Consider the following 11,587-nt stretch of genomic DNA (forward strand, 5'->3'; position numbering starts at 1 on the left):
AACACGCCGTCGGGCAGGCCTGCTTCCTCCAGCAATTGGGTTAAACGATGGGCCGTCATCGGCGTCAGGCTGCTGGGCTTGAACACTATGGTGTTGCCGGCCGCCAGCGCCGGGGCGATCTTCCATACCGCTTGCAACAACGGATAGTTCCACGGCGCGATCAAGGCGCATACGCCCACCGGTTCGCGCTGGTTGAAGCTAATGACATGGGCTGGCGCGTGGCTGTTGACGCTGGCGCTTTCGGTTTCGAGCAGCGCCGCGTAATAACGAAACGTCGCCACCACGTTGCCGACGTCGCCCAGGCTTTCGCCGAAAGTCTTGCCGGCGTTGAGGGTCTCCAGACGTGCAAGATATTCGGCATCCTGCTCGATCAAGTCGGCAATCCGTTGCATGAGCCGGGCGCGCTCAGTAACCGCCATCGATGGCCACGAACCTTCGTCGAATGCCCAGCGCGCGGCAGTGATCGCGAGCTGCGCGTCGACCGGCCCGGCCAAGGACACCTGCGCCAGCACCTCTTCGGTCGCGGGATTGATAACGTCGCGGTAACGCGCCGTCTGTGGCGCCTGCCATTGACCTGCAATGAACAACGAAATCTGCGGCATCTGCATCTCCAGCCAAGTGGGTCTTGGCCATCACTATGGCGAGGTCGATAGCGCTGCTCTTGATCAAACACGGCATAACAACGCCGCTTTCTCACAGGCGTTGCGCTCCTTGATAACGGCAGTCAACGTCGTTTCCCATCAAGTGCGCGCCGGACGTTTCTCTACACTGCCAAACAACCGATAAACGATCAGTGGGGGACGCGATGAATCAACCTGTCGAGCAACTGAGAATCCGCCTGGCCTGCGCTTTCCGCTGGGCCGCGCGGCTGAACCTGCACGAGTCCATCGCCAATCACTTCAGCGTGGCGGTGTCGGGGGACGGCCGGGAGTTTTTGATCAACCCGTATGGCAAGCATTTCTCGCGGATCAAGGCCAGCGACTTGCTGCTGGTCAATACCGATGACCGCGCCAGCCTCGACCGCCCGGACGCGCCGGACATCACCGCGTGGGCCTTGCACAGCGCCTTGCACCGCAATCAGCCACACGCCCGTTGCATTCTGCACACCCACTCCAAATACGCGACGGTGCTGGCCTGTCTGACGGATTCGCGGCTGCCGCCGATCGAGCAGAACTGCATGCGGTTTTTTGAGCGGGTAGCCATTGACGAGGGGTTCGACGGCATGGGGCTGGGGGACGAGGCCGAGCGGGTCAGTCATCTACTGGGGGACAAACCGATTCTGTTGATGGGCAATCATGGCTTGCTGGTGGCGGCGCCGACCATCGCCCAGGCGTTCGATGATCTGTACTACTTTGAACGGGCCTGCGAGACCTACATCACCGCGCTGTCCACCGGCTGCGAGTTGCGCGTTGCCAGCGATGAAATCGCCCGTAAGACCTGCCGGCAATGGCTTGACTATCCGGGCTTTGCCGACAAGCATTTCAACGCGTTGATGAGCATTCTGGATGAGGAGGAGGCGGGCTATCGGCTATAAAATCAATCCGCATCGACCGGCCGGTGCTCCTTGCGCAGCGGCTGGCGCATCACCGGGGCGGTCCAGATCTGGCTGCGATCCTCGCTGGGTGGGCAACCGAAGCGGGCGCGGTAGGTGCGGGAAAAATGCTCCAACGAACCAAACCCTGAACAGACCGCCACTTGCGCGACGCTCAGGCGCGTTTGCTGCAGCAAACTGTGGGCCTTGGCCAAGCGCAGCGTGATGTAGTACTTGAGTGGCGACAGGCCGGTCTGGTGCTTGAATTGCCGCTCCAGTTGTCGCCGTGATAACCCGACCTGGTCGGCAATCGCTTCGCAATCCAGCGGTTCCTCCAGCGCCTGTTCCATCAACTGCACCGCACGGCGGATCTTGCTGCCGTACATTCCGGAGTTAGTCAGGCCGCCGTCGAGTTGATTGTCCGCTGGCGTGCGCACTTGCCCCATCAACAGGTGCATGCCGATTTCCCGCGCCAGTTCGCTGTCGACGCTTTGGCCGATCCAGCCGAGCAGCATGTCCAGGGTTGTCGTTGCGCCGGCGCAGGTCGTGCGCTGACGTTCCAGGGTATAGAGCTGCGGTTTGGCGTGGACCCGTGGATAGCTCTCCTGAAAACCCTGAAGATTGTCCCAATGCACCGCGGCTTCATAGCCGTCCAGCACGCCGGCCGCTGCCAGCAGTTCGGTGCCCGTTTCCACGCCCATCAGCACCGCGCCGAACAACGCCTGTTTGCGCAGCCAACTCCTGAGCGACAGGTTCCGGCTGTGTTTGTGCACATCGAAACTGGCGATCACCAGGCACACATCAAAACCCTGATCGGTCCGTAAACTATCATTCGCCACGGTGGTCAGGCCATTGCTGGCCTGTACCGGTTCACCGCCCAGGGACAGCAGCGACCACTGGAATAACTGGCGCTGAGTCAGCCAGTTGGCAATGGCCAATGGTTCCAGCACCGCGGCCAGGCCGAAGTTGGAAAACGACGGCAACAACAGCACCGCCACCCGCAGCGGCGCGACATCGCCGCGACGCCAAGTGAAGCGGGTTTCTTGGGGGGCTGCACTGTCAGACGGTTGATTACTCATGAGTGATCTCTGCGTTCAAGCATCATCGTTGCTGTGTCTGCCACTGCGGATGAATCCACACCGGCGCATCAGAGTTCGGCAGTGGTGGCATGCCGCGAATCAAGTCGCTGGCCTTTTCCGCGATCATCACCGTCGGCGCGTTGGTGTTGCCGCTGACGATCACTGGCATGATCGAGGCATCCACCACCCGCAAGCCGTCGAGGCCATGCACCCGAAGTTGCGGATCGACCACCGCTTCCGGGTCGCCGAGCGGTCCCATCTTGCAGGTGCCGCTGGCATGGTAGCCGGTTTCCGTGACCTCTCTGGCCCAGGCGTCCAGGGCTTCGTCGCTCTGGACGTGAGGGCCGGGGACCAGCTCTTCACCTTTGAAGGTGGCCATCGCCGGTTGCTTGATGATCTCACGCACCAGCCGCGCACCGGCGCGCATGTCGGCTCGATCCTGCTCGGTTTTCAGGTAATTGAACAGGATACGCGGTGGCTGTCGAGGGTCTGCGCTGTTCAGCGTGACGCTGCCCAGGCTGGTGGGGCGCATCAGGTCGATATGGATCTGAAAGGCGTGGCCCGGCACCAGATCGACGCTGCCCGGCTTCACCGCCAGCGGCATGAAGGTCAGCTGCAAGTCCGGATGTTCGACGCCGGCCCGGGAGCGGATGAACGCCCCAGCTTCGAAATGATTACTCGCCGCCAACCCGTCGTGAGTGGCGAACCAGCGTGCGCCGATCCACCATTTTCCCGGCGCGGTAGTCCATGGATAAAGCGACACCGACCGCTTGCACAGGTACTGCACGACGCTATCCGGGTGATCGTTGAGCCGTCGGCCGACGCCGGGCAGGTCATGCTTGACCGTGATGCCCAGATCGCGCAATTCAGCCGCCGGACCGATGCCCGAGAGCAGCAACAGCTGTGGCGAGTTGATCGCCCCGGCGGTCAGCAGCACTTCGCGTCGGGCGTGGGCCTGATGAATCTCTCCATTCTGTTCGTACTCGATCCCGGTGGCGCGTTGGCCGTCGAACAGAATTCGTAACGCCAACGCGTCGGTAGCCACCCGCACATTGCCGCGGGTCAGGGCCTCGCTCAGATAACCCCGAGAAGTACTCCAGCGACGCCCGGCACGCGTGGTGCGATCCACCGGCCCGAAGGCTTCCTGACGATAGCCATTCAAATCACTGCTCAAGCCATACCCGGCTTGGGCACCCGCCGCGATAAACGCCGCACACAATGGCGTTTGTGTGTCGCCAGGCGTGACATGCAGATGCCCGGTCGCCCCTCGGTAATCGTCCGCGCCGTCGGCATGGGTTTGCGCCCGCTGAAAGTACGGCAGCACTTCCTGATAACTCCAGCCTTCGCAACCTTGCTCGGCCCAACCGTCGTAATCCCGCGCATGGCCACGGATGTAGACCATGCCGTTGATCGACGACGAACCGCCCAGCGTCCGGCCACGCGGCGTGCCGATCTGGCGTCCATCCAGATACGGTTCCGGCTCGGAGCTGTAGCTCCAGTTATAGCGCGAGCCGCCGACGACGATGCTCACTGCAGAGGGCATATCGATGGTCCAGCTCTTGTCCGCCGGGCCGGCTTCCAGCAGCATAATCCGCAGCGCCGGGTCTTCGCCCAAACGGTTGGCCAACACGCAGCCCGCAGACCCTGCGCCCACAATCAGGTAATCAAACTCATGATCGGCCATGGTTCGCTGTGCTCCATCTCAAGGCTCTTTATGAAGAAAAAGGCTGCTGAACGATTCAGATTGCCGAAGGCCCGTGAATGCCGTTGAACACCAGTCGATGGAAGTGATGCACCAGGTGCTCGCTTTCATTGCTGCGCTGGGCGTCGATCATGTAGCGACCCTGGTCGTAACCCAGGGAATGCAGGCCTTTTTGCACCGAGATGTTCAAGGCGATGTCTTCCGGCCCAAGATCCTCGTTCATCCACTTCATGCAGGACTCCGTGACGGCGGCGGTCTCGGTGTTGGTGGAGTAGTAACCGAAGCGCAGCAGCGAGCGCTCGGCGTCCAGCGGGATCATGATGAACGAGCCCAAAAACTCCGAGAACGGGAAGGTGTAGAAGGTGTTGTTCGGCCACATGCCGATGTTGAAAAAGCATTCGTTCGGGTTCACCTCGCTTTTCAGCGGCACGCCGTAGGCTTCAGTCACCGAGAGATTGGCCGGGGCGATGTAGGTCCACCAGTTGTCGCGTTTGCTCAACTGATAGCCCTTGAAGTCGATGAGTTTGGCCAGCTCGATATGGCATGGCCCCGACAACTTGAAGTGATAACCCTCGATGGAGTTGTCCATGATCACCTTCCAGTTGGCCGGCACGATCACTTCTTGCTCTTCGATCAGGCGCATGCAGTCGAGGTCTGGAAACACCCGACGCATTTCCTCATCGGCACCGGGGAACAGGTCCCGCAACGACGGCGCGGCCGGGTCGAGGTTGAAGTAAATGAACCCGCCCAGTTCTTCGGTGCGGACCTGTGGAATGTTGAACTGCTGCAACTCGAAGTTTTTCATCTTCTCGCAACGGGGGGCGCTGCGCAGGCTGCCGTCCATCTCGTAGCACCACGAGTGATAGGCGCAACGCACCACGCCACCGGTGGTGCCGCGACGATCCTCGAGCAAGCGATTGCCGCGATGCTGGCAAACGTTGTGGAAAGCATGGATCTGTCCCTGACGGTTTTTTGCGACTACCACGCTCTGGTCGAACAGATTCGTCACCACGTACTGACCCGGCTCGGCGAACTCGCTGACGTGCCCGGCCACATGCCAGGCGTGCATGAAAATGTTGTCGCGCTCGGCCTTGAACAGGGTTTCGTCGAAGAAGTAACGCGAGGGCAGAGTGAAGGCTTCTTCCGGGTCCTGATGGTCCCAACCGTCGACGGGGCTTTGCTGCTTGCGAGTTTGAAAGCTTTGCATGGGGATATCTCCACAGTGACTGGCCGCACGGCACGGCAACTTGTTCTGGGAGTTAATCTAGGGCGCAGGGAGAGGGCGCGATTGATGAAATGCGACCAGTTGGCAGGGAAAAACATCAAGCGTTGGGCTGCCGCTCGGTGACCGAGGACAGTAAGGAAGTGCTGGCCGTTGGCTGCGCTAGAGTTCCAGCGGTCTGATATCGCCAATTTGTTCGGCGAAGGTAAATAGCGCATCTATAATAAACAGGCTGGCAATGTTGCGGCGCAATCAACCGACTATCAAAGTAGATAGGCAGAATAGAAGTCTATATTTTGTATATTTACGCTATTGTAAAATACGGCAAATTTATAACATCGACATCACAAGGTGCTTGAGGTGCTTATAGTGAGCTGGCTTTCAAGATTGATTACCCAACTGTCCGGAAGGGCTACTGTGAACCCATCGCGAGAGGATTTGAAAATGGCAAAGTTACTCGTTCTGTATCATTCGATGTACGGTCATATCGAGCAGATGGCTGAAGCCGTCGCCGAAGGTGCGCGCAAAGTACAAGGGGTAGAAGTCACGGTAAAACGTGTGCCAGAAATAATGGACGCTGAGGCATTCAAAGCTGCCCACGGTAAAACCGACCAACAGGCTCCGGTGGCTTCTCCATCAGAACTGGGTGACTATGATGCAATTATTTTCGGTACCCCAACGCGGTTTGGCAATATGTCGGGGCAGATGAGAAACTTCCTAGACCAGACAGGCGGCCTTTGGGCTAAAGGGTCGTTGGTTGGAAAAATAGCAAGTGTATTTACGTCAACAGGAACTGGCGGGGGACAAGAGATGACAATTACATCTACTTGGACGACCTTAGCGCATCATGGCATGATCATTGTGCCCATCGGGTATAGCGACCCGGCATTGTTTGATGTTTCCCAAGTCGGTGGTGGCACTCCGTATGGCGCCTCTACCATTGCAGGCGGTGATGGCTCCCGCCAGCCCGATGTTCGCGAACTAGGTATTGCGCGATATCAAGGCGAATATGTGGCCAAACTAACTGCAAAACTAACGAACGGTTGATAGCCTTGCGATGCTCTATGGCACATTCAATTTCGTCTTGCGCATGCCCGGGTTGCGCAGATACCGAATGACTGTTTTTTTGAAGTCTTGCCGTTTTCTGCGCGCAAATCGAATACGAGAATCTGCGCATCTACGGCATGGGAAAAAGTAAGCGTCTGAGTGTCCGTCAATTTGAGGCCGTCACCCTCCGCGACAGTCTCACCGTTGACCTTGAGCTTGCCGGTGACGACATGGACGTAGACATGCCTACGGCTCGATAAGGGCAATGTGTATGTATCCCCGTAGCCGAACTGGCCAGCATAGATTTTCGCGTCCTGAAGGATTCTTAGCGAGCCATCTTGCCCATTTTTCGAGGCGACCAGTTGGAGCTTCCCGCGCCGTTCATCAAGCGGAAAATGCTTTTGCTGATAGCTGGGTTTCGTACGCAACGAATGAGGTGTCAGCCAGATCTGGAGTAAGTGAACGGGTTGCGTGGGGGATGCATTGAATTCACTGTGTTCGATACCCGATCCGGCGCTGATGAGCTGGAAGTCACCCGCTTTGATCTTTGCGCTGTTACTCAGCGTATCGCGGTGCGACAGGGTTCCTTGCAGCACATAGGTCAAGATTTCGACGTCGCGATGGGCGTGCTGGCCAAACCCTTTTCCGGGCACGATCCAGTCATCGTTAATGACGCGCAAGTCTGAGAAGCCCATTTCCTGAGGATCTTTGTAGCCACCGAACGAAAAGGTGTGACGGGACTTGAGCCAAGGTAAGCGGGTGCTACCGCGCTCCCCGGCTTTGCGAATCTCTAACATGAGTTGCTGCCAAAATGCGTGAGGCGCATAGCTTAATCAGGTTAATGGATGGCTAAAATCCTTAAAAACTGACGAAAATAATCGAGCATCTCGATGGTTTGTGCGCGTAGTGCGATGTTCGATCGTACGCGGCATGATAAAGCGGGGGAGGCGCAGCGTTCCCTTAATGGCTGTGGACACCCGGTTTTACGTGCTGGGACGGTGACTCGGTCAATGAGGCGCATGCCTCCGGCTAACACACCTTCTCGACGCTAAGCGCCAGTCCAGCCAATCAAAAAAACGAGCGCACAACCTTGAGCGTGACGGTGGTTTCGCACCCGGTGTTGTGACCGTTGTACGCACCGCAATCGGCGCCGGTGAGGCTCGAGCCGCTGTACATCAGGTTCATGTCCATGCCCATCAAGGGTCGCGAGACGTTGAACGACCAGTCGTTGTAGGCGCTGACCATGCTGCCACCTTCAATCAAGGTTGGCGTGTCGAGTTGGTGATTGCCGTACTGCATGCGCAAATCGAATCCTAGCGGAACGATGCCTCCCAGATCGAGAAACAGCGTACTGTCCTGGCGTCCTGCGTCGTTGCTGAACGCAGTGCCGATGCGGGAGTCGAAAATCCGGAAGCCAGCATAAAGCTCGTGGCTGTCGATCTGCTCAGTGTTGGGGTAGCTATAACGGATGACACCCAATTCGTAACCCAGTGTCTTGTCGAACGGCTTTTTAAAGCCCATGTAGGAATCGACTTCGAGCGTGCTGTCCGGCGCGATGCCGGCATTGGGTGACCACTGACCAAAGTAAAAGCCGCTGTTATGCGTCAGGTCCAGACCCCCGTGGAAAGCTGAGTCACCGCTCGTGGGCGTAACTAGACCTTGAGCCATGCTACGGCTGGGCGTGGTTCCGAGCTTGAGGCTGAAGTCGCCGAGTTCTCGGTCGATGACCTGCGCCCCGACGGTCTGGCAAACGAGCAAAGTGCTGGCAATCAGCGCGTAACAGCGAGCATGAGGCATTCCTCACTCCTTGGGTTTTACTGAGGAGTGGAACCGATGGTGTCTGATCGATGTGGCCTGTAAGCCTGACAAGAACCGCGAGCTAGAGCTTCGCCAGCATACCGGCGAATGAGCGGACGATTCGACCGCCGGTCGATTTCAGTACAAAAAATGTAAACTTCGCTTGGGCAGACGTATTTTCTTGTTCGGCCGTTTTGCTGGCGCGAGGCCCGCATCAAAGCACCCTAAGCAATCGCTCCAGTTGGTCATGCTCCCACTGGCTCAAAAAACTCACAGGGTCTGTTCCGAATCGCGGCCAAGTCTTCAGGCTGCCAATCCGCCCGTCCGGGGTAGTGCAGGCAGCGCAATAGCTGAGCGTGTCGCAATCAATGATCAAAGTAATCCCCCAGCCATCGACTTCCACTACCACCGGACCGGTGTGCGAATCGGCCCAGGGTTGGTTGTCGATTCTGTGCATTGTCTTGGTTTGCAGCGCTATATCTCGTAATACCTGATAGACCTCACGCGCGGTGACAGGGGACAGGCACTCTTGTTGTTCCATGAAGTGCTACTCGTCTCGTCGATTAAGCTAATTACGGTGCCGGATTATTCCTGCAATGCAAACCCTACGTCTAACACGTAAAAACGATCGTTACTGACCTCGTAACAGGTTGGTTTGCGGCCACGATGATGCCCGTTTGGATGGAATGTTGTAGGTGGCAACAAGATTGATGTTCGTGTTGGTGGCAGGCTGCCATACTGGTTTTTTGTTCGACAATAATGATCAGGCGGATTAAATGGATAGCCTAGGACGTAAGCGTGATCAGGATATCCTTATAGAAGAGCAGGTTCGAACAGACCGACTGCATCAGTTATTCCGGCAATCCACTTCTGCAGTTTTTGGTAGTTTCATGGGCGCTGCCATGTTGTGCTTGCTGTGCAGGGATCGTTTTGAGCGCAACGTTGTTGTTGGGTGGATAAGCCTTTTGACGGCGTCTTCGCTGCTGCGCATTTTGATGTTCGTTGTCTATTTTCGCAGCCCTCTACACGAACGCACTCCTCGGCGCTGGGAGCGTAGATACTGGAGTACGCTCGCATTGTCTGCCGGTATCTGGGGCGCGGGCGCTTTAGCCGTCATGCCACCCAACGACCTGCTGGCTCAGGTTCTGGTTATGTTGTTTGCGGTCGGGATGTCGGTCAGCGCAGTGTCTTGCTACTCGGCCTACCGGGACATGACATTGGTGTCCATCGGCTTGGTGTTGTTACCGTGCACCGTATGGCTGCTTTTTCAGGTTTCGCCGATGCAATTCGGTATCGCAGTGGCTGTTCTGGTATTTTCGTCCTTTGTGGTTAGCGCTTCGCGCAACCTCTCGGATGCGCTGGAAAAGGCCTTCCGCTTAACACGGGAAATGGAGCGGGCGCATAGCATCTCTACCCATGCGGCGCAGACTGATGAACTCACCGGCCTGAAGAATCGCCGAGCCTTTTTTCATAACGCCCAGCAGCTGCATAGTTACTGCCAGCGCAATCGGCTACCGTTGTGCGCGCTGATGCTGGATATGGACCACTTCAAGCTTATCAATGACACCTACGGGCATCAGGTCGGAGATCAGGTGCTGCGCCAAATTGGTGGGGTCATCAGCACGTCATTTCGCGAAGCTGACGTTTGCGGCAGGCTTGGGGGAGAGGAGTTTGCTGTTTTGCTTCCGGACACCTCCATTGAGGCCGCTCTTGGCGTCGCTGAGAAACTTATACAGACCATTGCCGGTTTGAAGGCAGAGCCGGTCAACTACATCACCGCCAGCCTGGGTGTAGCCTCAGCGCATATCGATGATAAAGACCTGCACAACTTGATGAACAGTGCAGACAAAGCGCTTTATCGAGCCAAGGCGCTGGGACGCAATCAAGTGGTGGTGGCCGAGTAAATGGTTTGCAGTCGCTGAGTTAAGCTATGGTCTGTGTCAGTGATTTCTGCAACCCGGGCGTATGCAAAGCAATTCTGAGGATGTAAAGATTGAGTCCTCAAGACTTTTCAAAGCCGCAACGCTCATTGCCGAAAATTTCAAAGAGCCGCTTTCGCGGGCTGAACTCTGCCAGATCGCCGACCTTTCCCGCTCGCATTTTATCCGCGAGTTCAAGGTGCGTTTTGGGCTGACGCCCCATGCGTACCTGGTCAATAGGCGCATCCAGTTTGCTCGGACGCAGCTCAAAGTGGGCAGGGCTGTAGCTTAGCGTTCCGGCTTCCAGTATTTCTGCATTTCCAGAAACAAAAACGACGCCGTCCATGTGATCAACATAAGCCCGGTCAGAGCCTCTAGCCCGGTGAGGAATTTGATGTGGCCGACAGGGTGAATGTCGCCGAAGCCAATAGTGGTAAAGGTGGTGAAAGAAAAGTAGGCGCAATCCAGTAAGCTGCCGTCGAACTCGCCCTTTAGGCTCCCCCAATCGCCAAATTGAATGATTAGGTAGTAGGTCAGTGCAAAGCACCAAACCTCTAGGGCATGGGCCGCCATGGCGCCGAGAACGCCCAATACGATCCTGAAGCGATGTCGTCGGTTGAGCCTTGAAAGGAGTAGGTTCATCCGCAACAGACACTCGTAATGAATCATCACTGCGGTGATGATTACCACCAGATTGACCAGGGTTACCGCAATCATCCAGTACTACCTCAATCGACTAATGTGGCCGGTGCCATGACGAGGGAATCCCTGATCAGCTTCAGACACAACTGCAGAATCGCCGACTCATCCCCAACCCGATGACTGACGATGATCGGTGAAGTGGCTGTAGGATCAAGCAGGGGGGCGTAGCCGATGTCATGGCGGTGCAAGCGTTGAACAGAGGCGGGCACCACGGTGATGCCGATACCTGCCGCCACCAGGCCAATGGCGGTCTGCATCTCGTTGGTCATCTGCGCCACGCGTATCTTCAGATTGTGACGAGCAAACAGCCCCAGTACATGGTCGGCGTAACTGGGCCGGACGTTGCCCGGATACAGCACGAAAGGCTCCAGAGCCAATTGCTCAAGACTCACCGGCGCTCCCAGCAGCGGGTGCCCGGCGGGCAGGGCGGCCACCAGCGGGTCTTCGCTTATTACTGTCTGTACCACCGCCGCATCGTCGATGTGAATCCGCCCGAAGCCGATGTCGATCCGGCCACTTTTCAGTGCTTCAACTTGTTGCAGGGTCACCATCTCAAGCAGGCCCAGTTCGATGTCGCCACTGCCACGT

General features: G+C 57.3%; 13 protein-coding genes. 4 read left to right on the forward strand and 9 right to left on the reverse strand.

Annotated elements, in window-relative coordinates; genetic code table 11:
• Positions 1-602, reverse strand: a 602-nt coding sequence (locus M0974_RS14865; protein WP_297838040.1) for an aldehyde dehydrogenase family protein, incomplete at its 3' end; no start/stop codon positions are given.
• Between the two features lie 203 nt (positions 603-805).
• Here M0974_RS14865 and M0974_RS14870 point away from each other — a divergent pair.
• Complete coding sequence (locus M0974_RS14870; RefSeq protein ID WP_297838043.1) at positions 806-1,534, forward strand: class II aldolase and adducin N-terminal domain-containing protein; 729 nt, start codon at positions 806-808, stop codon at positions 1,532-1,534.
• A gap of 2 nt (positions 1,535-1,536) precedes the next feature.
• Here the strand turns inward: M0974_RS14870 and M0974_RS14875 are convergent, their stop codons facing one another.
• The 3 genes from M0974_RS14875 to M0974_RS14885 are packed head-to-tail and all read right to left on the reverse strand — an operon-like array spanning position 1,537 to position 5,519.
• Complete coding sequence (locus M0974_RS14875; RefSeq protein ID WP_297838046.1) at positions 1,537-2,610, reverse strand: GlxA family transcriptional regulator; 1,074 nt, start codon at positions 2,608-2,610, stop codon at positions 1,537-1,539.
• A gap of 22 nt (positions 2,611-2,632) precedes the next feature.
• Positions 2,633-4,294, reverse strand: a complete 1,662-nt coding sequence (locus tag M0974_RS14880) for a choline dehydrogenase (protein WP_297838048.1) — start codon at positions 4,292-4,294, stop codon at positions 2,633-2,635.
• 55 nt (positions 4,295-4,349) lie between these two features.
• The gene (locus tag M0974_RS14885; protein ID WP_297838050.1) at positions 4,350-5,519 is read right to left on the reverse strand and encodes an aromatic ring-hydroxylating dioxygenase subunit alpha; all 1,170 of its coding nucleotides are present in this window, start codon (positions 5,517-5,519) and stop codon (positions 4,350-4,352) included.
• A gap of 459 nt (positions 5,520-5,978) precedes the next feature.
• Here M0974_RS14885 and wrbA point away from each other — a divergent pair, with 459 nt between their 5' ends.
• Complete coding sequence (wrbA, locus tag M0974_RS14890; protein ID WP_297838053.1) at positions 5,979-6,581, forward strand: NAD(P)H:quinone oxidoreductase; 603 nt, start codon at positions 5,979-5,981, stop codon at positions 6,579-6,581.
• A gap of 26 nt (positions 6,582-6,607) precedes the next feature.
• Here the strand turns inward: wrbA and M0974_RS14895 are convergent, their stop codons facing one another.
• The 3 genes from M0974_RS14895 to M0974_RS14905 form a co-directional block, all read right to left on the reverse strand.
• Entirely contained in the window at positions 6,608-7,378 is a 771-nt protein-coding gene (locus M0974_RS14895; protein WP_297838056.1) for a pirin family protein, read from the reverse strand.
• Positions 7,379-7,649: 271 nt separating this feature from the next.
• Positions 7,650-8,378: a TorF family putative porin gene (locus M0974_RS14900; protein ID WP_297838058.1), complete on the reverse strand. Its 729-nt coding sequence runs from the start codon at positions 8,376-8,378 to the stop codon at positions 7,650-7,652.
• Positions 8,379-8,592: 214 nt separating this feature from the next.
• Positions 8,593-8,919, reverse strand: a complete 327-nt coding sequence (locus M0974_RS14905; RefSeq protein WP_297838061.1) for a hypothetical protein — start codon at positions 8,917-8,919, stop codon at positions 8,593-8,595.
• Positions 8,920-9,154: 235 nt separating this feature from the next.
• Between M0974_RS14905 and M0974_RS14910 the strand changes: the two genes are divergently transcribed.
• Both M0974_RS14910 and M0974_RS14915 read left to right on the forward strand, forming a co-directional pair.
• A complete protein-coding gene (locus M0974_RS14910) occupies positions 9,155-10,282 on the forward strand; it encodes a diguanylate cyclase (RefSeq protein WP_297838064.1) in 1,128 nt (375 codons plus the stop codon).
• Between the two features lie 61 nt (positions 10,283-10,343).
• Complete coding sequence (locus M0974_RS14915; protein ID WP_297838067.1) at positions 10,344-10,589, forward strand: AraC family transcriptional regulator; 246 nt, start codon at positions 10,344-10,346, stop codon at positions 10,587-10,589.
• Here M0974_RS14915 and M0974_RS14920 read toward each other — a convergent pair.
• Both M0974_RS14920 and M0974_RS14925 read right to left on the reverse strand, forming a co-directional pair.
• Positions 10,586-11,014 carry a potassium channel family protein gene (locus tag M0974_RS14920; RefSeq protein WP_297838069.1) on the reverse strand — a complete coding sequence of 143 codons (429 nt, stop codon included), beginning with the start codon at positions 11,012-11,014 and terminating at the stop codon, positions 10,586-10,588. The genes M0974_RS14915 and M0974_RS14920 overlap by 4 nt on opposite strands.
• 11 nt (positions 11,015-11,025) lie before the next feature.
• On the reverse strand, positions 11,026-11,587 hold a 562-nt coding region (locus tag M0974_RS14925), incomplete at its 5' end, for a LysR substrate-binding domain-containing protein (protein ID WP_297838071.1).

Source organism: Pseudomonas sp., assembly GCF_026224925.1.
Lineage (GTDB): Bacteria > Pseudomonadota > Gammaproteobacteria > Pseudomonadales > Pseudomonadaceae > Aquipseudomonas.